Here is a 23,860-nt window from a genome sequence, read left to right as displayed (position 1 = left end):
TGTGACTAGCTGTTGTGACTAGTTTTTTTTTGAGGCAAACCGAACCGGAATTGCCGGTCCACCGCTTGGAAAGGGCATCGTTCGGACTCGGTACATACGCCTTCCAACACCGGGACTCTAGTTGCAGCGAAGGTCAATGACACGTCTAAAAAGGCAACCGAGCGTAACAAAGGCTAACAGCGCTGCGGCTTTGCTAAGTGTTACCGGTGTTACTGTGAGTGACACACTGTTCGGGTATCGTCGGCGGGCGCAGCATTGTGTGGTTACTGGCAGAGAGAATCGTCGCGGAGGGTAACAGCCGGTAACGATGGTTACCGGCCTTATGTAACAAGGTTGTTACACTGCAGGAGTTAAAAACAGCTCACTGCACAGGCTGGCAATGGCTTGCAGGCCTTCAACGTCGGCCTCAGTGAAGTCATCCAGTTGGTCGCTGTCGATGTCCAGCACGGCGACGACCTCGTCGTCGACCAGCACGGGAACCACAACTTCCGAGCGTGACTGACTGCTGCAGGCAATGTGACCCGGGAACGCATCGACATCCGGCACCCACTGAGTGGTGGCTTCCTGCCAGGCCGCGCCGCACACACCCTGACCGAAACCGATGCGGGTGCAAGCAATGTCGCCCTGGAACGGCCCGAGCACCAGTTCATCGCCATCCACCAGATAGAACCCCACCCAGAAAAACCCAAAGCTCTGGCGCAGTGCAGCAGCCAGGTTCGCCAAATTGGCGGTCAGGTTGGGTTCACCACTGATCAGGCCGCGCAATTGCGGCAACAGATCGGTGTATTGCTGCTGACGATCAGCATTGGCATTGATGTCGAGAGTTTCAGCCAAGGGTCCGGGCTCCAGATGTTGCAGCTTGCGCTGCCAGTTGTTTATAGAGAGTCAGCGCGCGGTCTTTGTCGCCCCGTCGCTCGTACAAGGCAGCCAGTGCCTGGCCCGCCTGAACCGAGGGTGCTTGTTGCCAGGCGGCCTGCAAATAGTTCTCGGCCTGGCCCCACAAGGCTTCGCGCTCACTGAGCAAACCGAGCACGGTTTGGGCAACCGCCGACGGCTGTCGCACACGGGTAAGAATGGATTCCCCCAACCGCAACGCATCGCTGTTGTTAAACGGCAGCTCGACAAGCAACTGCCACAGCTCGTCGGACGGGGAGCGCTCGAGCGCTTTTTTCAACCGGTCATAGGCATCAGCCAGACGCTCGTTTCGCGCCAGGCAACGCACTTCGGTTGCAACCACACTCGGCTTCTGCCGCATGCCACGCGGCAACGCTTTGAGCAGTGACGTCTTGGCTTCGCCGCCGGCATAGGCTTGCTCAACCAGGGCACGCCCGGCCAGGCGCTGCCACTGTTCACGATCATCCGGGTTGAGCGTGGGCGCCGCTTCAATACGACGCAGCGCCTTGTCGGCCTGACCTTCATCGATCAGAGCGCGCCAATACGGTGGCTGTATAAAACGCACCGTTGCCAGTTCCGGCTGACGCTCCACCAGATCGACCAACGCTTGGCTGTTGCCGTGTTGAATCAGCTGATTGGCCTGCAGCGACCAGGCGGCCAGCGCCATGCCCGGGTCGGCTTCAATATAGTCGGCCAACCGCTCGGACCAACTGGGGTTATTGCGATCGGGCACCAAGGTTAATAACCGCGGCAAGCGCTCTGACCCGCCAGCCTTCACAACCTTATTGAGCGCCGACAGCGCGGTGTTGTCATCACCGGTCAGCCAGGCACGAACGGCGCGTTCGGTTTCAACCCGAGCGGCGCGGCGATCGCGGTGATCGCGATAACGCCGCACCCAGCGCACCGGGTTCACCCCGCGCCATAGACGCAGCACCAACCACAGCGCCAGCACACCAACAACCAACAGACCGACCGCCGCCCAAAGGGTGATTTCCACCATCCACTGCCCCCAGGCGAGCATGACGTAACCGGGGTGACGCACCATAAAATGCGCAAGCACACCGGCGGCCAGTAATAACAAAAACCAGAGCATGACTTTAATGACCAGACGGCTCATTGCTCACCCTCCGTCTGCGCTGCACGGCTCAGATAATTTTCCAGCGCCTGCACACTGGTGTTGATGTCAGGCAGGTCCGGGTTGAGCGCGGTGCCGCTCAGTTCAGCCAGTTGATCGAGCAACGGCTGTATGGTCACTTCCTGACGCATCGGTTCCAACTGCTCACTGAGCTGATCCAGAGCCGCATCAAAGAGCGCCTGATCCCGTGATAACACCGCCAACTGAACCTCTTCAAGCAACAAGCGGCTGTGTTGGCGCCAGCGCTCAAAATCGTCCAGCAAGGGCGAGGCCTGATGATCAACCTCCAGTCGGCTGATGGTCACCAGGCTGCCCAGGCTGTTGCGGAAAGCCGCCCAGGGTGACGTTTCTGCGTCGGTTTCCGATTGTTCCTGCGGCGCTAACCGCTGGGCTGGCGTCCATTGCAGCGCGACCAGACGGTCATCGATGGCATCCAGGCGGAAATACAGCCCGTTGATGTCCGGCGCGTCGATGGACTGCAGCGCCAATCGATCATCGGCAATCTGCCGACGCACGGGCAACACCGCTGCGGCGGTTAAATCCGCGAGAATCTGATCGGCCGCATCGAGCAGGTTCAGCGCCACCTGAGCATTGCCATCCAGTTGCAGACGGCGTTCGGCCAACCGCAATAACGCCAGCGCTTCTTCCAATGGCCATTGATCGGCGTCGAGATCTTCACGCCGGGACAGTCGCTGGGCGGTGTCCACCACCATCTTCTCCAGCTCGACGCGCGCATTATTTAATTCGTTACGCAGGGTGTCGCGCGCTTGTTCGGCCCGGCTCAATTCGTCGTTCAGGCGAGAGACTTCCGCGGCCAATCCGGCCTGCTGCTGCGGCAAACTGCTCCAGGCGGACCACTGTGCCAGCGCTTGCTGATAATAAGGCCGACCCCAGTAATAGCCCGCCGCTACCAACAGGCCGATCACAATCAGCAGCACCAGCAGAATGCGCCAGCCGCGACCACGGCGCTTGCCGGTGGCGCTGTTGCTCGCTTTACGCGGCTTGGCTTTGGACGGCGCTGAGGCAGCCTGAGTTTCCGAAGGTTTGGACGCCCCTGACTCGGGCGTGTCAGGGGTCGTTGTCTGCTTGTCTTGATCGGTCATGGGCTCGCTTCAATCTCCGCTGGGCCGGGCACTGGCACAGTGTACGAGGTTCGGTGGTAAGTCGTCACCTCAGAGGTTTGCTTGCAAATAGCGAGCAACAACATCCAAGGCAGCGCCGCCGGTGTCTTCGCCATCGATTCCCTGCGCCTGCGCCCAGGCCAGCAGTCGCGCCGAACTGAACAACCAGCGCCCGCGCCAGGATCGCCAATCAGCATCGTGCGCCAACAGCCCTTCGGCGAGCGTCAGAGAAGACACCAGCATAGCGTCTGCCTGATCGCGTTGCGCACTCAGCTGCTCAATAACGTCAAGGTTTAAAGCGCGCCGGTACACGGTCATCTCAGTGACGTCCGCGCCTCTGCTTTGCAGTGTTTGCGCAAACACCGAACGGCCGCCCTCACCTTTCACCACCAGCCATTTCTGACCGGCCACCTCGCGCGTGGATGGCAGTGTTAAAACGGCTTCAGCGGTGTTGGCGGTTACCGGGAATTCGGCGGATAAGTGGGCCTGGGCCAGTACCGAGGCGGTGGCTGGGCCGTTGCACAACCAGTGCAAGCGCACCGGCGGCATCGGCCAGTAGCGATCGAGCGCGTCGGTCAACGCCTCGGCAGCGCGACGGCTGACGCAAATGACGCCAGAAAACTGGTCCAACTCCAGCCAAAGGCTGCGCTGAGCGGGCGTTTCTTCCAGCGTCGTCAGTCGCCACGGATCGACCAGATGAAGGTCGATGTCCAACCCCGCCAGACCGTCGCGCCAGCGCGACCAGTCGGTTTCCGGCTTGGGCAACAGCAGACGCATCAGTCCGCCAGTTCCGCCAAAATGGCATCGGCGCCTTGTTGAATGAGTTCTTCGGCCAACGACAAGCCAAGTTGTGACGCCTGATCCAGGCGCTCGGCTTCGGTGGCCGCCAAGGCGATGTCACCCTGAGCGCGCAGCAGCGTTTGGCCATCGGGGCGACCGACTCGGCCTTCCATTTGCAAACGATCCCCCTCAAGCACCGCAAAACCCGCAATAGGCACCGAGCAACTGCCTTCCAGGCGACGGTTCATGGCGCGCTCTGCGGTCACACGCAAGCGCGTATCGGCGTGCATCAGCGGCAGTAAACGCTCACGCACAGCGTCATCACCGGCGCGAATTTCAATGCCGACCGCGCCCTGACCAACCGCCGGCAAACTGAGATCGGTATCGATGGTATGACGAATGCGATCGTCCAGTTCCAAACGACGCAAGCCCGCTGAGGCGAGCACGATGGCGTCGTAATCGCCGTTATCGAGTTTGCCCAGACGGGTGCCCACGTTGCCGCGCAGGAAGCGGATTTCCAGATCCGGTCGCGCCGCCAGTAATTGCGACTGGCGCCGCAGCGAGGAGGTGCCAACGATGGCGCCCTGTGGCAAATCGTTCAGGTGTTTGTAGTGATTGGAGACAAAGGCGTCGGTCGGGTCTTCGCGTTCGCAGATGACCGCCAATTCGAAGCCGTCAGGCATCACCATGGGCACGTCTTTCATGGAGTGAACAGCGATGTCGGCCTCACCGTTTTCGATGGCGCGCTCCAGTTCTTTAATGAACAGCCCTTTACCGCCGACCTTGGCCAATGGCTGGTCGAGAATCTGATCGCCGCGGGTGGTCAGCTTGACCAACTCAATGCTCAGATCACTGTGCAGTCGCTCCAAAGCCTGTTGCACGTATTCGGCCTGCCACAGAGCAAGCGGGCTTTGACGGGTGGCGATGCGCAAGATATCGGACATGAAAACGGCTCCTTTGAACAAGGCGCGCAGTGTAACAAATTCGCGCCCGGCGGGTGCGGACCGATCGCATAAAAAAGCCGGCACATGGCCGGCTTTGCTGCGCAATGGCAGCGTCCCTCTGTCAGGCTTGGGCCTGATCAAATCTGGTCCTGATCAACCTCAGTCGCGCAGCGTTTTCATGGCGCCCGTCCAGGCCACCAGCTCGTTGAGCATGGCGGTCAGCGCATCCAGCTGCATGTCGGCCGGTTTGAAGTCGCTGAAGTTTTCAAAATCGGTAAACAAGCTCAGTTGCACCTGATCGCGTACGTGCGCCATGCGCAGTTCTGACGCGATCTGACGCAGATGTTCAACGGCGCGAACACCACCGGCACTGCCGAAACCGACAAAACCCGCGGCCTTGTTGTTCCACTCGGCGTTCAGGTAATCGAGCGCATTTTTCAGCGCACCCGGCACGGTGTGGTTGTATTCGGGGGTGACAAACACATAGCCATCGTACTGGGCGATTTCCGCCGACCAGACTTTGGTGTGTTCCTGAGTGTACTGCTGCATCATGGCCGGCGCCGGCTCATCGAGCAGGGGCAGATTAAAGTCGGCAATATCGACCAGTTTGAATTCCGCATCGCTGCGCTTGCTGGCTTCTGCCAACACCCAGTCGGCGACGGCTTTGGCATTACGACCTGGGCGAGTACTGCCCAGAATGACGGCGATCTTCAACATCATTACGCTCCTTTTGGCCCGCCTAGGGTTGGCGTTGCCCAGTTAATCGTTTCGATGCTCGCCAATATGACGGCTACCAGAAAGCAATCAATACCACTAAAATGTACGCAATATTTCCTGACAGGAAACCTTTATGGATACCCTGACCAGCATGAAAGTCTTCGCCAACGTGGTCGAAGCCGGCACCTATGCCGCGGCCGCACGGCAAATGGGGCTGTCGAAAGCGATGGCGAGCAAGCACGTCATGCATCTGGAACAGCGCTTGAACGCGCGCTTGCTGAACCGCAACAGTCGTCATCTGAGCCTGACTGAGTCGGGCCGGCTGTACTACGAACGCTGTCAGACGCTGCTGGAAGACCTCGATGAAATGGACGCCATCGTCAGTCGCTCAGCAGTGACACCCAGTGGCACGATCCGACTGACCGCGCCCATCTGGCTGGCCAATACGCGTTTCACCAGCCTGCTGGCGGATTACCGACGACAGTACCCGGAAGTGACCTTTGATCTGGACATCAGCGGTCGCTTCAGCGACATCGTCGAAGAAGGCTTCGATCTGGCATTGCGCGCCAGCAATGACTTAAGCCCCAACCTGATTGCCCGACCCTTAACGACGCTGGGCTTTACGCTGGTCGGCGCGCCGGGTTATCTCGACCAACGCGGCCGCCCAAACAACGCCGAGCAACTGAGCGAGCACGATGCGCTGACCTATTCATTGGTCAAACAAAGCGACGTTTGGAGTCTGGAAGGGCCGGAAGGTCAGGTGAAGGCGCCGTTACAACCGGTACTGACCAGCAACAACGAAAACCTTCTGCTGGCGGCCGCTCAGGCGGGCATGGGCTTGGCATTGTTGCCGCGGGAAATGGCGCGGCGCGAGTTGGAAAGCGGTCGGCTGGAAGAGGTATTGCCCGCTTACTCACCCACACCGGGCCAGTTGTATGCGGTCTACACCAGTCGGCGTTTGCTGTCGTCCAAGGTGCGGACCTTTATTGATTTTCTGGCCGAGCGAATGCCCGACCAGTGCGATGAGCAGTTGCGTTAATCGGCGTCCCGGCTGCCGCTGGTCACCCGATTCAGCGCATCGCTGACCGCAGCGCGGGTTTCGTCTTCCATCTTCGCCAACGCGCTGACGGTCAGGAAAAACGCCATATCCACCGAATGGCGATAATAGCGCGCGGGCAAATTACTGAGCGCCAAACAGGCTATATCGGCCAATGTATCTTCATCGAGCGAACGCGCTTCCGGGCGCTTCAGCAGGTCTTCTACCACCAGTTTTTCATAATAATTGGCAATCTGACTGTCCAGGCTCATTGCGCCTTCTCCATGCTGTTAAGACGGCCTAATTAGAGGGCACCGCGTGGGCGACACCCGTTCAGCTTAGCGTTCGACATCCATACTCGCCACGCTCTGGAACCCGCGCGGCAACTTATTCCCCCGGCGACCGCGCTCACCCAGATAGTGCTCAAGATCCGCACCTTTGAGTTTCAGTTTGCGTTTGCCCGAGTGGACGACCAGGGTGTCATCGGCGCCGAGCACCACCACCGACACCATATATTCTTCATGCTCAGCCGCACGCGAGGCCGGCACATTGATGATTTTGTTGCCTTTGCCCTTAGCCAGTTCCGGCAAGTCACGCACCGGGAACACCAGCAAGCGGCCTTCGTTGGTGACGGCCGCCAGGTAGTCGCTGGCCAACTGAGCAATCGGCGACGGTGGCAACACCTGAGCGTTGGCTGGCAAGGTCAGCACGGCTTTACCGGCTTTCTTGTTACCGGTCAGATCGCTCAGTTTGCCCACAAAACCATAGCCTGCGTCTGACGCGAGCAGATATTGATTGTCGGGTTCACCAATCAGCAAACCTTTCATTTCGGCGCCCGGCGGCGGGTTGACCGTCTTGGAAATCGGTTCACCCTGACCGCGCGCCGACGGCAGCGTATGCGTTGGCAAAGTGTAGGTGCGGCCAGTGGAATCGAGCAGCACAGTCGGCTGATTGCTCTTACCCGGGCCGGCAAAGGCGAAACCATCACCGGCTTTGTAGCTCAGGCCTTGCGGATCAATATCGTGGCCTTTGGCGGCGCGAATCCAGCCTTTTTTCGACAGCACGACGGTGACCGGTTCAGACGGCAGAATCTGATTTTCGTTAAAGGCCTGGGCCTCTTCGCGCACAATCAGGCGGGTGCGGCGGTCGTCGCCAAACTGGTCGGCATCGGCGAGGATTTCTTTCTTAATCAGCGTGCGCAGACGCGCCTTGGAGCCCAGCGTTTTCTCAATGCGATCACGCTCGGCCGACAGCTCATCCTGCTCACCGCGAATTTTAATTTCTTCCAGCTTCGCCAACTGGCGCAAGCGGATTTCCAGAATCGCTTCGGCCTGAATTTCGCTCAGACCAAAACGCTTGATCATTTCCTGCTTAGGCTCGTCTTCGGTGCGGATGATGTGAATCACTTCATCGATGTTCAGATAAGCGATCAACAAACCATCAAGAATGTGCAACCGAGCCAGAATTTTATCGAGCCGGTGCTGCAGACGACGCGTCACCGTGGTGGTGCGGAACTCCAGCCACTCACGCAGAATGTGGTCGAGCGATTTCACCTGAGGCCGGCCATCGATGCCGATCATATTCAGGTTGATGCGGATGGTTTTTTCCAGGTCGGTGGTGGCGAACAGATGGTTCATCAGATCATCGACATCGATGCGATTCGAGCGCGGCTCGATGACCAGACGCGTCGGATTTTCGTGGTCCGACTCATCGCGCAAATCCGAGACCATCGGCAGCTTTTTGTTCTGCATCTGCTGGGCGATCTGCTCGATCACCTTGGAACCGGACACCTGGTACGGCAGTTCATGAATGACGATATCGCCGTTTTCAACCTGATAGCGGGCGCGCATCTTCACCGTGCCACGACCGCCTTCGTAGATTTTGCGAATGTCTTCGCGCGGGCTGATCAGCTCGCCACCGGTGGGGAAATCCGGGCCTTTGATGTGCAGCATCAAATCCTGCACCGAGGCTTTTGGCTCATCGAGCAGGTGCACACAGGCCGCAGCCACTTCGCGAATGTTGTGCGGCGGAATGTCGGTGGCCATACCCACCGCAATACCGGTGGTGCCATTGAGCAGAATGTGCGGCAACCGCGCAGGCAGCACCGCCGGTTCTTCCATGGTGCCATCGAAGTTCGGCACCCAATCGACCGTGCCCTGGCCGAGTTCCTCGAGCAGCAACGCCGCGTGGGCGTGCAGACGCGATTCGGTATAACGCATGGCAGCGAACGATTTGGGATCGTCCGGCGAACCCCAGTTACCCTGGCCGTCCACCAACGGATACCGGTAAGAGAACGACTGCGCCATCAGCACCATGGCTTCGTAACAGGCGCTGTCGCCGTGCGGATGGTATTTACCCAGCACATCACCGACGGTCCGCGCCGACTTCTTATACTTGGCCGAGGCACGCAGGCCCAGCTCGCTCATTGCATAGACAATGCGCCGCTGCACCGGTTTCAGACCATCGCCGATGTTCGGCAATGCCCGATCCAGAATGACGTACATGGAATAGTCCAGATACGCCTTCTCGGTGAACTGGCTTAACGAGAGGGTTTCAGTGTATTCGGTGCTTTGATCGGTCATTCACGCGCCTCAGAAGACAAGAGCCCGGGGCGGCCAACAGGGCCCCGCCCGGCAATTCAGGCAGAAGTGTCGCAATTTCAGGGAGTTATGACAATCGGGAACGGCGCTATGGCCGCCCTAGCGGGCAAAATAGCTGTGGAAATAGGCGCGACCGTCCTCAACAAAGATCGCCGTGTAGAAGCGCCATATTTCACAGCCCTCGACCATCAGCCGCGGAAAGGCGATCGAGTAAAAGTCAAAGACATCGTGTTGAGTGACTTTAATCTGGCTGAAATCGTCCAGATGATCGAAGTAAGTTGCATCGGAAGCCGGCGCAAAACCACCCGTTTGCCGACACTCTATGGGGTCACGTGCAAAGAGGTTTCGAGACAAATAAGACGTCTCATCCTGCAGGGCCGAATCAATTCTTTCCTTAGCAATGTATTGATCGGCGTCTGACAACCCGCGTTCTGGCACCAGGGCCATGATGGCATCAACATCGTGCGTTCGAACCGCAGCGGCGTAGTGCTCTATCGCTGCCCTGACCAGCGCGGTGTCATCACTGGCGTAGGTCAGTACCGGCCCTGCCAGTGCGATCAACAGCGCCAACAACCCCACTTTGCCAATTATTCTATAGCGTCTTGTCATAATGCCCCCGACGATTTACACACAACAGCAGCCAGCCACAGTGCACAGGTGATAAGCAGCAAGATAGCGGTGGCGATAACGATATACGTCACCAGCAATCGTGCATTTCTATATTCTTTAAAGACGCCTGGACGTTCTATAAGGACCACGACGTAGAGAGCATTAAAGAAAAACAGACCCAGCAAAAACAGAACGACGCTGAGCAAGTGTGAAAACGGCAAGGTGACGAACAGTACGTAAAAGGTGGGCGGCAACTGGATCAGAAAATGCACCCCGCCTCGTTGCCATATCGCCGTTTGAGGGTCACTGTTCGATAAACGATCTCGGCCCATGCTGTCGACATCCCTATTATTCAAGCGCCCACCAGTACCTTACCGCCTCCGCTCATTCATACCAGCGTTAGCATTCATTTTTTAATGGCACTGAGCGCTCAGCGGCTTCCAGACAGACTGAATTTAAAGCAAACTCCCACCGGTGTTGAAGGGCATACCAAACGGTAATTTTCAAACCAATAACGCCATTGAAATGAGCCAACGCCGTGAACATTAAGACAGGCGCTCTATTGCTACTCGCCGGTGGCCGCAGTCGCCGCATGGGCAGCGATAAAGCCCAGCTAGCGATAGCCGGCACGACCTTACTGAACTGGCAACGCCAACGCTTGCGCGCTCTGGATTTGCCGATCTGGCACAGCGGGCCGGATGGCATCGTGGATCAGTGGCCCGATTTTCAAGGGCCTTTGGCCGGGTTACACAGTGCGTTGCGACAACAGCCAAACGTTGAGTTCTGGCTGCTGATGCCAGTCGACATGCCCAACCTGCCGGTTGGACGGTTGCGTCAGTTGGCGGTGTGCGTTGCTGATAAAGGCGTACCGGTGGCATTTCAGGGGTCACCTTTACCACTGGCCGTACCGGCCACAGAGCGGATTACCGAGACGCTGGAAACCTGGCTCAGTCAGTCGGACGGGCCCAGATCGATTCGCGCGTTAATGACCACCTTTGACGGTTATTGGCTGGAAGCGTCGCTCAGTGACGATGAACAACTCAATGTGAATACACCGGAAGATTGGCAGGCATTTTTACAGGCTTTGAAAGAGCAACCGTTATAACAAGCGCACCGCTTTAGCCGCCAACACATTTAATTCGCTGCCATCGGTTTCCAGGTAATGTTTGATATCCGCCCGCATCGGTTGTGCCCAAAATTTCTGGATGTGTGCGGCCACCACCTCGGCGGCTTTTTCGTCGCCGTCTTTCAAGGGTGTGTGATCGGCGATCTGATTGATCATCTTGATCAAATTCTGGGTGCGATGACTCATACAATTTACTCGCTTTAAAACCGACGCTGTTGCATCAGCAATACACCAGGTGACGCCCGTCGCGGGCAAAACCAACCAAGCGGATGCCGTAGCGTTTTGCCTGTTGCGCCGCCAAATTCGATGCGCCACTGACGGTCACCATGGCCCCCAAATCGCACTGTGCGGCTTTGGCAATTAATTCAAAACTGGCGCGGCTCGACAGCAATAAAAACCCGCTGTCGGTGCTCAGGGTTTCGCTGTAAATCGCACCCAATAATTTATCCAGCGCATTGTGACGACCGACGTCTTCGCGCACCTGCTGAATGTGTCCGGCCTCATCACACCAGGCGGCGGCGTGTATCGCACCGGTCAGTTGCTGCAACGGCTGATACGATTGCAATTGAGTTAACGCAGTTTCAACCGCCTCAGCAGACGGTAACGACCTGGGAGTTACCTGCGGCAGATCGCGCATCACCTGATCCAGCGAGTCCTTACCACACAAACCACAGCCACTGGGCCCGGCCATCGTTCGGCGCTGCTGTTTTAATGCATCCAGACGCGTGCCATGAATGCGCAAGTCGAGTTCAATACCGCGTTCGCCATGATCAACAATGTTCAAATCATAGAGCTCGCTGGTGTGCTCGATAATGCCCTCGCTCAGGCTGAACCCGAGCGCGAAGTTTTCCAGATCGGTCGGGGTTGCCATCATCACGGCGTGCGTCTGGCCGTTGTAACTAAACGCCACGGGCAGCTCTTCGGCCAGGCTGTCGTCTTGCTGCGTTTCCTGCCAGCCTGTTTGACCGCGTCGTCGCACCGCGACCTTCGCAATGCGATAGCCGCTGTGGCCGGTCTCTTTCAGAGCTTTAATCGCCATCGTTATTTCACAGCGGCCGTGTCGGTCTCAACAGCCGTTTTCAAAAAACCCCACTGTTTTTTATGGTGTTCGCGATGCCGTTGCTGCCAGGCACTGGGGTTGGCTACCTTCTCACACTGCACCGCCGTGACTTTGTATTCCGGGCAGTTGGTGGCCCAGTCGGAGTTATCGGTGGTGATCACGTTGGCACCGCTGACCGGGTGGTGGAAGGTGGTGTACACCACACCCGGTTGCATGCGCTCACTGACTTTGGCTTGCAGCACGGTGTTGCCGCTGCGGCTGGTAATGCCGACCCAGTCGCCGTCGTTAATGCCCCGCTCAGTGGCGTCGTGCGGATGAATCTCGAACCAGTCCTGATCGTGCCAGTTTTGGTTTTCGGTGCGTCGGGTCTGAGCGCCAACGTTGTATTGGCTGAGAATACGACCGGTGGTCAGCAACAACGGAAAACGGCGGTTAGTGCGTTCGGTCGTTGGTACATAATCGGTAACCACAAAGCGACCTTTGCCGATGGGAAAATCCTGCTCGTGCATGATCGGCGTGCCGCTCGGATGGTCGTCATTGCATGGCCATTGAATGCTGCCCAATTCGTCGAGCTTTTGGTAAGTGACGTTTTTAAAACTCGGCGTCAGGCTGGCAATTTCGGCCATGATGTCTTGCGGATGCTGATACGCCATGTCATAGCCCAGCGCATTGGCCAGATCCTGGGTAATTTCCCAGTCACCTTTACCGGCCAGTGGTGGCATCACTTTGCGCACGCGGTTGATGCGCCGCTCCGCATTGGTGAAGGTGCCGTCTTTTTCCAGGAAGGACGAGCCGGGCAATAAAACGTGCGCAAACTTGGCGGTCTCGTTCAGGAAAATATCCTGCACGATCAGACATTCGAGTGAACCGAGCGCCTGCTCAACATGCTGGGTATTGGGGTCGGATTGAGCGATGTCTTCGCCCTGAACATATAGCCCCTTAAAACTGCCATCGATGGCGGCGTCGAACATGTTAGGAATGCGCAAGCCGGGCTCGTGGTCGATGGCAACGCCCCAGGCGGCTTCAAACCGCTGACGCGAATCGTCTTGCGACACATGCTGATAACCCGGCAATTCATGCGGGAAACTGCCCATGTCGCAACTGCCCTGCACATTGTTCTGACCGCGCAATGGGTTCACGCCAACGCCTTCGCGACCAATGTTGCCGGTCGCCAGCGCCAGGTTGGCAATGCCCATCACCATGGTCGAACCCTGGCTGTGTTCGGTCACACCCAAACCATAATAGATGGCACCATTACCGGCTTTGGCATAGCGCCGCGCGGCTTCACGCACGCGCTCGGCTGGCACGCCGGTGATGCTTTCGGTCGCTTCCGGTGAATGGCGTGCTTCGCGGATAAAAGCGTTCCACGCAGCGTATTCATCGGCATCGCAACGCTCAGCAATAAAGCCGCGATCTTCCAACCCTTCACTGACCACCACGTGCGCCAGGGCGTTCACCAAAGCGACGTTGGTGCCCGGCCGCAACGGCAAATGCAAACCTTCGGTGCCGTGCGGAGTTTTCAGCAAATCAATAGCGCGTGGATCGGCGACAATTAATTGCGCGCCCTGGCGCAGACGACGACGCAATTGCGAACCGAACACCGGATGGGCGTCGGTCGGGTTCGCGCCAATCACAATGATGCAATCGGCTTTCATCACCGAATCGAACGTCTGAGTTCCCGCGCTTTCGCCCAGGGTTTGTTTCAATCCATAACCGGTCGGCGAATGGCAGACGCGCGCGCAGGTGTCGGTGTTGTTGTTGCCAAAGGCGGTGCGCACCAGTTTCTGCACTAAATAAGCTTCTTCATTGGTGCAACGCGAACTGGTAATGCCGCCCACGCTGTTGCGCCCGTGTTTGGCCTGGATGGCTTTGATGCGGTCGGCGGCGAACTGAATGGCATCGTTCCAGCTGACCGGGCGCCAAGGTTCATCGATATGATCGCGGATCATCGGTGTGGTCAGACGGTCCGGATGGGTCGCATACCCGAACGCAAAACGACCTTTCACACACGAATGACCGTGGTTTGCCTGGCCATCTTTGAACGGCACCATGCGCACCACGGTATTGCCTTTCAATTCAGCCTTGAACGAACAGCCCACGCCGCAGTAGGCGCAGGTGGTGACGACCGAACGGTCTGGCTGGCCTTGTTCAATGACCGAATTTTCCATCAGCGTTGCGGTTGGACACGCCTGTACGCAAGCGCCGCAGGAGACGCATTCGGAATCCATAAACTCTTCGTTTTGACTGGCAGAGACGTGCGAGTCGAAACCGCGGCCATCGATGGTCAGCGCGAAGGTGCCCTGCACTTCTTCACAGGCGCGCACGCAGCGCGAACAGACGATGCATTTGCTGGCATCGAAAGTGAAATAGGGGTTGCTGGTGTCTTTGGCCGCATCGAGATGATTGTCGCCTTCATAGCCATAACGCACTTCGCGCAGGCCAACCGCCCCGGCCATATCCTGCAATTCGCAATCGCCATTGGCGCTGCAGGTCAGGCAATCCAGCGGGTGATCGGAGATATAGAGTTCCATCACGTTGCGACGCAGTTTGGCGATGCGCTCGTTCTGGGTGGTGACGCTCATGCCCTCGGCCACCGGCGTGGTGCACGACGCGGGTAAGCCGCGCCAGCCTTCTATTTCCACCGCGCACAATCGGCACGACCCGAAAGCGTCGAGGTTATCGGTGGCGCAGAGTTTGGGAATCTGAATGCCGGCGATGGCCGCCGCGCGCATCACTGAAGTGCCTTCGGGCACCGATATCGTTTGCCCATCGATGGTGAGCGCAACGCTCTGACCGGTTGCCACCGGCGGCGGCGTGCCCATATCGCGATCGGTACGGGTGCCCGGGTCATAAATATGCAGCATGTTCAGGCCTCCTGCTTCGGGTGAGCAGAATTGCGGTGACTGTCTTCCAAATAGAAGTCGTCAGGGAAATGATTGAGTGCACTGCGCACTGGGTTCGGCGTCATACCGCCCATGGCGCAAAGCGAACCGTCTTCAAGGGTGTCGCATAAATCGCGAAGCAAAATGAGGTTTCTGTCGCGTTCGTCGTTGGCGCGAATGCGGTCGATCACTTCCACACCACGCGTTGAACCGATGCGGCAGGGTGTGCATTTACCGCACGATTCTTCGGCGCAAAATTCCATGGCAAACCGCGCCTGTTCGAGCATGTCGACGCTGTCGTCGAACACAACAATACCGCCGTGACCAACCACCGCGCCGACGTCCGCAAAGGCTTCGTAATCGAGCGGAGTGTCCCACTGGTTTTCCGGCATGTACGCACCGAGCGGACCGCCCACCTGCACCGCGCGCATCGGCCGGCCGCTGGCGCTACCACCGCCGTAGTCTTCCAGAAGTTCACGCAGCGTGACGCCAAACGCCAGTTCAACCAGACCACCGCGCTCGATGTTTCCGGCCAACTGAAACGGCAAGGTCCCGCGCGACCGCCCCATGCCATAGTCGGCATACGCCTGGCCGCCCTCGGCCAAAATAAAGGGCACCGCGGCAAAGGTGAGCACATTATTGACCACCGTCGGCTGACCAAAAGCGCCATGCAGCGCTGGCAACGGCGGCTTCACTCGCACCTGGCCACGTTTGCCTTCCAGGCTTTCCAGCAAGGAGGTTTCTTCGCCACAGATATAAGCCCCGGCGCCGAGCCGTACTTGCAGATGAAACGCGCGACCGGAATTCAACACGTTGTCGCCGAGATAACCGGCCTCTTCGGCAACGGCGATGGCTTCGTTCAAAATCTCGTAGGCGACCGGGTATTCCGAGCGCAGATAAATAAAGCCGGTGTCGGCCCCCACCGCCAAACCCGCGATGGTCATGCCTTCGATCAGCATAAACGGATCGGCTTCCATCACCAGTCGGTCGGCGAAGGTGCCGGAGTCGCCCTCATCGGCGTTGCAGACAATAAACTTGCGACCGGAAAAGCGGCTGTGTTCGCGACTGGCGTCAGCGTCCAGCACTGTCTGCCATTTAATACCCGCAGGAAAAGCCGCCCCACCCCGGCCGCGCAAGCCAGAGGTTTTCACCTCGTCGACGATCTGTTGTTCGGTTTTCTCCAGCGCCTGTCGCAAGCCGACATAACCACCGAACTGGCAGTAATCGTCCAGCGATACCGGGTCAGTAATGCCCGCTCGGGTAAAGGTCAGACGTTGCTGATTTTTCAGGTAAGGATGCTGCTCAATCGGGCCAAGATACAATGGATGATCGGCGTTACCTTCCAGCAAACCACTGTCGAGTAAGGCCGGAATATCGTCCGGCGTCACCGGGCCATAGGCGACACGACCGTTAGCGGTTTCAACTTCCACCAAAGGCTCTAGCCAGAACAAACCGCGCGAGCCATTGCGCACCAGTTCGAACTCGGCGCCACTGCGCAACAAGGCCGCTGCCACGTCATCGGCACCTAGCGATAAAGCCGTGGTATCTCGCGGAATAAAAATGCGCGTCATGCGTCCGGCTCCTGAATGATCAGCGGACGAGTGGCCGCTTGGTCCAGTAACGCATCCAGCCGACTATTGGTCACCCGGCCATGAATGTGATTGTTCAATCGTACCGCCGGACCGGTCGCGCAATTGCCCAGGCAATAGACGGGCTCCAGCGTGAATTCGCCATCGGCGGTGGTTTGATGATAGTCGATGCCCAGCGTTTGCTGAGCATAGGCTTCCAGCGACCGGCCATCACGCGCCTGGCAGGCTTCAGCGCGACAGATTTGCAGGCGGTTGCGGCCCGTCGGCTGGATGTTGAAATCGTGATAGAAACTGATCACGCCATGCACTTCGGCGCGAGTGATCTGCAAACCCTCGGCAATGATGGCGACCGCACGCTGAGGGATATGCCCCAATCGATCACGGATATGGTGCAGCAGGGGCAGCAGCGGACCGGGCTGGGTTTTGAACGCCGCCACTTCGGCGGGCAACCAGTCCAGCGTGTGATCCGCTTCAGCGGACGCATTCGGTGTGGCGTTTGGCATAGTCGTTTTTTTAACTGCACGGTCGTTGTTGTTATGGAACCGGCGGTAACGCTGGCCGGTTCGTCTTCCCGATAACGCAACAGTGTGCGACGCCATCGACGCATCAGGCAAGGCGCTATTGTGGTCCGAAGCCTTCGGCAAAGCCCGACCCCAGCCGCAAATAGACAGAATAGCGTCGGTGCTGAGCATCCAGGCGTGCCACCGCAGCCTGAATGCTCCGGTTGCAGCGTTAGGCAGCCACTGAACCGTGCGGGTCGATCACAAACTTCTTAGCCGCACCGCCGTCGAAATCGGCGTAGCCTTGCGGTGCCTGATCCAGACTGATCATCTGCACATTCACAGCATCGGCGATCTTCACCCGATCAAACAAAATCGCCTGCATCAAGGCGCGGTGATACTTCATCACCGGGCATTGACCGGTGTGGAACGAGTGCGATTTCGCCCAACCCAACCCAAAGCGCATGCTCAGCGAACCTTGTTGCGCCGCGGCTTCAGCGGCGCCCGGGTCTTCGGTCACGTACAAGCCCGGAATACCAATCTCACCACCGGCACGGGTGACCTGCATGGCCGAATTCAACACCGTCGCCGGTTGCTCGACGTGGTGGTGATGACCGCAAGCGTGCGCTTCGAAACCCACGCAATCGACAAAACAATCGACCTCCGGTTCACCAAGAATCTGCTCCAGCATATCGGGCAGTTCAGCGTCCTGTTTCAGGTCGATGGTGGCACAGCCGAAACTACGCGCCTGCGCCAAACGCTCGTCGATCATATCGCCAACGATCACACAGGCCGCGCCGAGCAATTGCGCACCCGCCGCTGCGGCCAAACCGACCGGGCCCGCGCCAGCAATGTAGACCGTCGAACCCGGACCGACGCCGGCCGTGACACAGCCGTGAAAACCGGTCGGGAAAATATCGGACAGCAACGTCAGGTCGCGGATTTTTTCCATGGCCTGATTCGGGTCGGGGAATTTCAACAGGTTAAAGTCGGCATAAGGCACCATCACATATTCGGTCTGACCGCCGACCCAGCCACCCATATCAACGTAACCATAGGCCGCACCCGGACGCGCCGGATTCACGTTCAGACAAATACCGGTTTTACCTTCCTTGCAGTTACGGCAACGACCGCAGGCAATATTAAAGGGCACAGAGACAATATCGCCGGCTTGCAGAAACTCCACATCACGACCGCACTCGATGATCTGGCCGGTAATTTCATGGCCCAGCACCAGCCCCTGAGGCGCCGTTGTGCGACCGCGCACCATGTGCTGATCGGAGCCGCAGATATTGGTGGTGAGCACTTTCAAAATAACGCCGTGATCGCACCGGCGCTTACCGATAGCGAGTTCTGGAAACGCAATGGATTCGACCGAGACCTGGCCCGGACCCTGGTAAACAACACCGCGATTGGATGATTGAACACTCATCGTTGTGATCTCCTTTCATTATTGTTGTTGTCGGCGTATCGAGCCTGAACGGGTGCCGGGATCAAACACCGAAGCTGCATACTAGAACGTTGAGTGGCCGCGAAGATTCCGCAAACGACATTCCAGCGTCGTTTTATTCCCGTAAACGTCATCGCCGCAAACGGCCATTTTCAAGGGCGGAGAAAACCAGCCAATCACCGGAATCGGCCGGCATCATGACCACCGTTTGAAGTGCTGGGCTGAGTGGATTTTTATTAGGACAGCTTCTGGCCTGATTGAGCATTACAGTCGTGGCTCAACCATCAAGAGCTAGTCATCCATGAGCAATACGACCCACTTCCCCAAACCCACTTTTGTTTCTATTAATGGCGTGGAACTCGAAGTTTTCGAAGCCGGCCAGGAAAACGCCGGTAACCCCGTCGTGCTGTGCCACGGCTGGCCGGAACTGGCTTACACCTGGAAAGAACAAATCCCGGCGTTGGTCGCCGCGGGCTACCACGTCATCGCTCCTAACCAGCGCGGCTTTGGCAACTCCTCCTGCCCAAGCGACGTCACCGCTTACGACCTGGAACACCTGACCGGCGATCTCGTCGCTCTGCTCGACCACTACGACTACAAAGACGCCGCTTTTATTGGTCACGACTGGGGCGCTATGGTGGTGTGGGGCTTGGCGTTATTGCACCCGAGCCGCGTCAGCAAGATCGTCAATCTGAGCGTGCCTTATATGGACCGTGGCGAGATGCCCTGGATCGACATGCTCGAAGCCATCATCGGCCCCGACTACTACATGGTCGACTTCAACCGCAAGCCGGGTGTGGCCGATGCCATTCTGGAAGCCAACACCGAAAACTTCCTGCGCAACCTCTATCGCAAAAACGAACCTATGGCCGCCCCGGCACCGGGCAATATGATGAGTAATCTGGCTCAGTCCGATAGCCCGGCCGGTGAACCGTTATTGAATGAAGAAGACCTGGCAGTGTTTGTTAAAGCGTTCGAAAAATCGGGCTTTACCAGCAACATCAACTGGTACCGAAACCTCGACCGCAACTGGCATTTGCTGGCCAATGTCGACCCCATCATCCAAAAACCGGCGCTGATGATTTACGGCGCTCGCGATATGGTTCAGCCCTCGCCGACACTGGCGAATTCTGTCCCCCAGGTTGACGTGGTGACGTTGGATTGCGGCCACTGGATCAGCCAGGAAAAACCCGAAGAGACTAACGAGACCATCGTTAGCTGGTTGGCAAAAAACTAACCCCTCATCGCAACAACCCTCGCTAAAAGTTGAGGCACTCTCATTCGCAGAGAGCGCCTCAACCATTTATTTCATTCTGTTTTAATAAGGAAATCCCGCTTTGGAAGACGCCATTTTCTTCGCCAGCCAGGACGAATTCAGCCAATGGCTGGAACAACACCACCAAAGCGAAACGGAAATCTGGGTCGGCTATTTCAAGAAAAGCACCGGCCGCGCCACTCTCACCTGGTCCGATTCGGTCGATGCCGCACTGTGCATTGGATGGATCGATGGCATTCGAAAAACCGTCGATGAAGAACGCTATAAAATTCGTTTTACGTCAAGAAAAGAAGGCAGCGTCTGGAGTGCGGTTAATGTTAAAAAGGTTGAGGAACTAATCAAAAAAGGTGAGATGAAACCCGAGGGTCTAAGACTGTTTAACGCTCGCAAAGACGCTGAGGGTTACTCCGTTGAAACCATGAATTTAGAACTGGCAAAAGACTACGAAGATCGCCTCAAAGCCAATCAAAAAGCCTGGGAGTTTTTTGAGGCGCTGGCACCGTCTTATCGACGACAGTCCATTTATTGGGTAATGAGTGCGAAGCGAGAAGTGACTCGGGTGAAGCGTTTGGAGACATTGATTGCATCTTTTGGAGCTGGGGAAAGAGTGGCGAATCTGGGTTAAGTCGTGCATTGACGGTCGATCAGGCCGACCGCTAGAGCGCACTGAGCAGCAGCGCTGCGCCGCTGATGTAAAGCAATATCAACACCACACTCTCAACCCCAATTCTGCCCGGCCCCACACGTTCGCGGCGGAGCAAACCCATCATCAATACCGCAGACATCAGCAGCGTCAAAGAAACCCAAAGCTGAGCCGACTGGGTCATGGTGTGATAGATCGAGCCATCACGATAGGCAATGTCCGAGGCGGCCATAAACAGGGTATCAAAGGCGTTACCGCCGATAATGCCACCAACAGCCAGGGTCAGGGCGCCTCGTCTAACCGCCGCTATCGACGTCACCAATTCCGGTATGGACGTAGAAATGGCCGTTAGCATGACGCCAACAACGGTCTGGGTTAAGCCAGTCTTTGCTGCAATCACAGTCGCTGCCGGCTCGAGCGTCCATCCCGCCAATCCGAGCACCACAAATAAAAGCGTGAACTCAACCCACAGCCGCCACGTTGACGGCATACGGCTGGTATCGTCCGGCTGGTCTTCACGCGTTTCCCGCGTTTGAGTCGGCGTCCACATCGGTTTGTTATGGGCGTTCTGCGCCAGATGAATCCCATAGACATAAAAAACAAACAGCAATGGGGAAGCGATATGCACGTGCCACAGAGTGAACTCGGGCAGCAGCGGCGTCATCATAATTAACGCCAGCAACATGATCAGCAACGCATTCTGAATCATGTTAGGGACCGAAGCCGCCGCGTGTTCCAGATTGGCTCGACGGTAAACCATATCGGCGACAGCCAGAAAGAACGTCTGCACGGCAATACCGCCCAAGGCGTTACTGACCGCCAGATCCGCATTGCCGTTCCACGCCGCGGTGACCGACAAAACCGACCCACCAATAGAAGTACTAAAACCAAGTAACACCGCCCCCGCTGCCGCTTCACCGATACCGGTACGATCCGCCAGTTGGTCAACCACCCCGGTAATACGAGTACCGGCCAGAGCAATAACCAGAGCGCAGCCAGCAAAGACCAGTAACCCCTGCATCAGGGTCCAGCTGTCAGGGTTCAGCAAGAGAGCGCTCCTTCTTTGGCCGGTAGAATTTGGGTCAGTGGCGTAACAGCAACTGGATTGCCGGGTAATTATTGATGGCGACCAACTGTACTGATACCGATAGAGGCAGGCTAAACGTGAGTAGGCACTGTAACAAGTCAGCCAGCAGCAAACCCGTGTTACTACAGTAGGTTAGGTGTCCTGTTTACATACAAGTCCGGTGCACAAAGCTCTGGGTTTGGGGGTTGTACCAGCGGGCATCCAAGTGCACCAAGCCGGTGGTCGCTTCGGTGTAGAGGCCGGTGTATTAGTAGGGCATCAGGTTGCCGAGCTGCTCCAGGGCTGACGCGCTGCCGTCGGCTGGCGACCAGTGGTAGTAGTCGCTGTGTTTCAGGAAGACCTTACCGAAGGGGCTGTAGCCCAGGCGCAATGCGCCTTTGCCATCGGCGTCGTGTACTTACACTGTGCTGCCGATATGATCGCCATAGAGGAACAGGTGGCGAGGGTCGGTGCCGCGCATGCCGCCGGCTTTAAGTTCCCAGCGATAAGGTTCGTCCAGTTCCTGATGCAGGATTTGGTCGTAGGGCAACCCATCTTATTCGACACCTGTTCCCGACAGTGTTCTACCTCCGGCATCCATGCCGTCGTCCATCGGCAGGCCGGTCAGTGAACGGTATTCCGACCAGGTTTCGTCGCCTTCTTCCCAGTCTTCGCGTTCACGCCATTGGCCGACTTCCTGGCGATCTAGAAGGAGGCGTTAGAAAAAACTAAGGTCTCCTTCCTATTAGAACAATAAGAATAGATACAACTAATAATGCAAACCACCCTATATAAATTACTACAACCATACCGACTGTAACGAAATCAAAAAAATAGCCTAGCACTAAAAGTACTAGGCCCCATAAAACTGCTTGGATAATAAATGATTTGATTCTATTAAATATTTCTTGCTTCATTTAGGACAGCTACCACCAGAATTTGAACCAATAATTGTTGAAGTAACTCCAGCCGCATTACTCGTCGCAGAACCTGCAACCAATGCACCTGCGAATACATCACCGGGAGTAGGTCGGTACCAGTCCTTTTCAATATTGCTGCTAACTCCGCCCCAAGTATCGTCAAGTACTCCATTATTGGCAGGAACAACTTTATTAGCCATAGTCCCTAGTATTGCACCGGCTGCCGCATCACGAAGTGCACGATCAACAGGGTAATCCTGTCCCTGCACTCTAGCTGAAGTGTAGCCTGCACCGGCAGAAATAGCCCCGTTCCCAACTGCATTTGCAGTGTAAAAAGTTGTTGTCGCAGCAACCCTTTGTGATGCGACGCCACTAAATGAACCCCCAACCGAAGTTGCTAACTTCGCTGCGGAAGTTCCAACCCCTGCACCAACAAACCCGGCTCCTGCTGCTAAAGCTGATTGCTTGAAACTAAAACTATCCCTTGTTTTAGTCACATTTATTTCAACAGCTTGTACGGCAGCGTCTAACGCTACTCCAACTGCTGCACCAATAACATTTGCAATAAATAAACCCATAGGATCGGTGTAAACTAAGGCCCGACTTGATACATACCCATACCTCATTTGCTGCCCAGGATCACGCAGCAACTGAGCGGTATCCAAACCCGTAAACCCATCAACTCATGATGCACCGCCATCGGCAGGTCGGTATTTAGGAAGTTCCGCAGGTCCGGTTGTATAAAACGTTAGGTTTGGGGGTTGCACCTGCGGGAATCGAGGTCTATCAATCCGGTTTTTTGTAAGCAACTTTTTTGTGTATTAACATCTTTAATCTCCGCTCACCGAAGATTTGACACTAGATAACTGGTTAGCAAGCCATTAAAGACAACTCATTTAGCCAGTAAGCTAGATCACGATCCGCTTTAGTAATATAAAACCACTAACTTATGAACTAAATTAACCCACTGTCAGAATTTTGGATATAGAAGTCGACGTGTAAGCCAAGCGGGCGCCCTATTAACTGCAGAATCAAAGCTAATAAAAACAAAAAACCTTGATCCTCTCGACAACCTCATCCGAAATATAAACCTGGACGCCACAATCGCTTCCTTCAATACGAAAAAAATCTTCATCACTGTATGTTGAACCGACTTCTAAACCACTTTCAATTGAATAACCATCAGAAAATAATTCAAACCACTCCAATACGCCGTCTTCAAAATAAAACGCCACTCCAGGATATATAAAATGCATATCATGGTTCTGGGCTGCTGCTTCTAAATAGTCTTTGGCAATCCATATTGTTTCCGGCGCCCCAAATTCATTGAGAACTTTCTTTGATGAGTCTCCTAGCTCAATTCCATTAATACTTGTATCAATCGGACTTAATGAACCCGAGAAGGAATTAACGAAACTTTGAAGCACAACTAAACCAAGGGCCGCAGCTGATCGCATAATTTTCCATCGCATGAATAGACTCTCATTATTCAAGGGCAGGTCTCATCACTAT

Annotated in this window: 24 protein-coding genes; 4 read left to right on the top strand and 20 right to left on the bottom strand. The window is 56.5% G+C overall.

Annotated features, from left to right (window positions below; genetic code table 11):
* Positions 1-336 precede the first annotated feature (336 nt).
* The 6 genes from BGP77_RS08590 to BGP77_RS08565 all read right to left on the bottom strand — a co-directional run bounded on the left by BGP77_RS08590 (position 337) and on the right by BGP77_RS08565 (position 5,594).
* Positions 337-834 (bottom strand): GAF domain-containing protein, encoded by a 498-nt coding sequence (locus BGP77_RS08590; protein ID WP_108164289.1) that lies wholly within the window; start codon positions 832-834, stop codon positions 337-339.
* The gene (locus BGP77_RS08585) at positions 827-2,011 is read right to left on the bottom strand and encodes a heme biosynthesis HemY N-terminal domain-containing protein (protein ID WP_108164288.1); all 1,185 of its coding nucleotides are present in this window, start codon (positions 2,009-2,011) and stop codon (positions 827-829) included. Before BGP77_RS08585 ends, BGP77_RS08590 begins: the two co-directional genes overlap by 8 nt.
* Positions 2,008-3,132 (bottom strand): uroporphyrinogen-III C-methyltransferase, encoded by a 1,125-nt coding sequence (locus BGP77_RS08580; RefSeq protein WP_108164287.1) that lies wholly within the window; start codon positions 3,130-3,132, stop codon positions 2,008-2,010. The genes BGP77_RS08585 and BGP77_RS08580 overlap by 4 nt, the downstream gene beginning before the upstream one ends.
* A gap of 69 nt (positions 3,133-3,201) precedes the next feature.
* The gene (locus tag BGP77_RS08575) at positions 3,202-3,927 is read right to left on the bottom strand and encodes a uroporphyrinogen-III synthase (RefSeq protein WP_108164286.1); all 726 of its coding nucleotides are present in this window, start codon (positions 3,925-3,927) and stop codon (positions 3,202-3,204) included.
* Complete coding sequence (hemC, locus tag BGP77_RS08570) at positions 3,927-4,874, bottom strand: hydroxymethylbilane synthase (RefSeq protein ID WP_108164410.1); 948 nt, start codon at positions 4,872-4,874, stop codon at positions 3,927-3,929. The genes BGP77_RS08575 and hemC overlap by 1 nt, the downstream gene beginning before the upstream one ends.
* Before the next feature lie 159 nt (positions 4,875-5,033).
* Positions 5,034-5,594 (bottom strand): NADPH-dependent FMN reductase, encoded by a 561-nt coding sequence (locus BGP77_RS08565; RefSeq protein WP_304572203.1) that lies wholly within the window; start codon positions 5,592-5,594, stop codon positions 5,034-5,036.
* 130 nt (positions 5,595-5,724) lie between these two features.
* Between BGP77_RS08565 and BGP77_RS08560 the strand changes: the two genes are divergently transcribed.
* Entirely contained in the window at positions 5,725-6,630 is a 906-nt protein-coding gene (locus tag BGP77_RS08560) for a LysR family transcriptional regulator (protein ID WP_108164284.1), read from the top strand.
* Here the strand turns inward: BGP77_RS08560 and BGP77_RS08555 are convergent.
* The 4 genes from BGP77_RS08555 to BGP77_RS08540 form a co-directional block, all read right to left on the bottom strand.
* Complete coding sequence (locus tag BGP77_RS08555) at positions 6,627-6,899, bottom strand: late competence development ComFB family protein (protein ID WP_108164283.1); 273 nt, start codon at positions 6,897-6,899, stop codon at positions 6,627-6,629. The two genes, BGP77_RS08560 and BGP77_RS08555, sit on opposite strands and share 4 nt — an antisense overlap.
* Positions 6,900-6,965: 66 nt before the next feature.
* Complete coding sequence (gene parC, locus BGP77_RS08550; RefSeq protein WP_108164282.1) at positions 6,966-9,209, bottom strand: DNA topoisomerase IV subunit A; 2,244 nt, start codon at positions 9,207-9,209, stop codon at positions 6,966-6,968.
* A 117-nt stretch (positions 9,210-9,326) separates the two neighbouring features.
* Positions 9,327-9,836, bottom strand: a complete 510-nt coding sequence (locus BGP77_RS08545) for a hypothetical protein (RefSeq protein ID WP_146171223.1) — start codon at positions 9,834-9,836, stop codon at positions 9,327-9,329.
* Complete coding sequence (locus tag BGP77_RS08540; RefSeq protein ID WP_108164280.1) at positions 9,833-10,108, bottom strand: hypothetical protein; 276 nt, start codon at positions 10,106-10,108, stop codon at positions 9,833-9,835. The genes BGP77_RS08545 and BGP77_RS08540 overlap by 4 nt, the downstream gene beginning before the upstream one ends.
* A 266-nt stretch (positions 10,109-10,374) precedes the next feature.
* Between BGP77_RS08540 and BGP77_RS08535 the strand changes: the two genes are divergently transcribed.
* Entirely contained in the window at positions 10,375-10,941 is a 567-nt protein-coding gene (locus BGP77_RS08535) for a molybdenum cofactor guanylyltransferase (RefSeq protein ID WP_108164279.1), read from the top strand.
* Here the strand turns inward: BGP77_RS08535 and BGP77_RS08530 are convergent.
* The 6 genes from BGP77_RS08530 to fdhA form a co-directional block, all read right to left on the bottom strand.
* A complete protein-coding gene (locus BGP77_RS08530; RefSeq protein ID WP_108164278.1) occupies positions 10,936-11,148 on the bottom strand; it encodes a formate dehydrogenase subunit delta in 213 nt (70 codons plus the stop codon). The genes BGP77_RS08535 and BGP77_RS08530 overlap by 6 nt on opposite strands.
* Positions 11,149-11,182: 34 nt before the next feature.
* Entirely contained in the window at positions 11,183-12,001 is an 819-nt protein-coding gene (gene fdhD / locus BGP77_RS08525; protein WP_108164277.1) for a formate dehydrogenase accessory sulfurtransferase FdhD, read from the bottom strand.
* Between the two features lie 2 nt (positions 12,002-12,003).
* The gene (gene fdhF / locus BGP77_RS08520) at positions 12,004-14,886 is read right to left on the bottom strand and encodes a formate dehydrogenase subunit alpha (protein WP_108164276.1); all 2,883 of its coding nucleotides are present in this window, start codon (positions 14,884-14,886) and stop codon (positions 12,004-12,006) included.
* A gap of 2 nt (positions 14,887-14,888) precedes the next feature.
* Complete coding sequence (locus BGP77_RS08515; protein WP_108164275.1) at positions 14,889-16,475, bottom strand: NADH-quinone oxidoreductase subunit NuoF; 1,587 nt, start codon at positions 16,473-16,475, stop codon at positions 14,889-14,891.
* Positions 16,472-16,996, bottom strand: a complete 525-nt coding sequence (locus tag BGP77_RS08510; RefSeq protein ID WP_108164409.1) for a formate dehydrogenase subunit gamma — start codon at positions 16,994-16,996, stop codon at positions 16,472-16,474. The genes BGP77_RS08515 and BGP77_RS08510 overlap by 4 nt, the downstream gene beginning before the upstream one ends.
* Before the next feature lie 229 nt (positions 16,997-17,225).
* Entirely contained in the window at positions 17,226-18,425 is a 1,200-nt protein-coding gene (fdhA, locus tag BGP77_RS08505; protein WP_108164274.1) for a formaldehyde dehydrogenase, glutathione-independent, read from the bottom strand.
* 319 nt (positions 18,426-18,744) lie between these two features.
* Here fdhA and BGP77_RS08500 point away from each other — a divergent pair, with 319 nt between their 5' ends.
* Entirely contained in the window at positions 18,745-19,680 is a 936-nt protein-coding gene (locus BGP77_RS08500; protein WP_108164273.1) for an alpha/beta fold hydrolase, read from the top strand.
* A 100-nt stretch (positions 19,681-19,780) separates the two neighbouring features.
* The gene (locus BGP77_RS08495; RefSeq protein WP_108164272.1) at positions 19,781-20,344 is read left to right on the top strand and encodes a YdeI family protein; all 564 of its coding nucleotides are present in this window, start codon (positions 19,781-19,783) and stop codon (positions 20,342-20,344) included.
* 31 nt (positions 20,345-20,375) lie between these two features.
* Here BGP77_RS08495 and BGP77_RS08490 read toward each other — a convergent pair whose 3' ends face one another.
* The 4 genes from BGP77_RS08490 to BGP77_RS08475 all read right to left on the bottom strand — a co-directional run bounded on the left by BGP77_RS08490 (position 20,376) and on the right by BGP77_RS08475 (position 23,820).
* On the bottom strand, positions 20,376-21,410 hold the full coding sequence (locus BGP77_RS08490) for a sodium:calcium antiporter (protein WP_233252324.1): 1,035 nt from the start codon (positions 21,408-21,410) through the stop codon (positions 20,376-20,378).
* A gap of 436 nt (positions 21,411-21,846) precedes the next feature.
* The gene (locus tag BGP77_RS18285) at positions 21,847-21,978 is read right to left on the bottom strand and encodes a hypothetical protein (RefSeq protein WP_255414348.1); all 132 of its coding nucleotides are present in this window, start codon (positions 21,976-21,978) and stop codon (positions 21,847-21,849) included.
* Positions 21,979-22,341: 363 nt separating this feature from the next.
* On the bottom strand, positions 22,342-23,013 hold the full coding sequence (locus tag BGP77_RS17930; RefSeq protein ID WP_158269320.1) for a hypothetical protein: 672 nt from the start codon (positions 23,011-23,013) through the stop codon (positions 22,342-22,344).
* A gap of 372 nt (positions 23,014-23,385) precedes the next feature.
* Positions 23,386-23,820: a hypothetical protein gene (locus BGP77_RS08475; RefSeq protein ID WP_108164269.1), complete on the bottom strand. Its 435-nt coding sequence runs from the start codon at positions 23,818-23,820 to the stop codon at positions 23,386-23,388.
* Between the last annotated feature and the right edge of the window lie 40 nt (positions 23,821-23,860).

The sequence above is a fragment of the Saccharospirillum sp. MSK14-1 genome, assembly GCF_003054965.1.
In the GTDB taxonomy this organism is placed as follows: Bacteria; Pseudomonadota; Gammaproteobacteria; order Pseudomonadales; family Natronospirillaceae; genus Saccharospirillum.
Note: the sequence above shows the minus strand (reverse complement) of the source record. Positions and strands in the feature narration are given on the sequence as shown.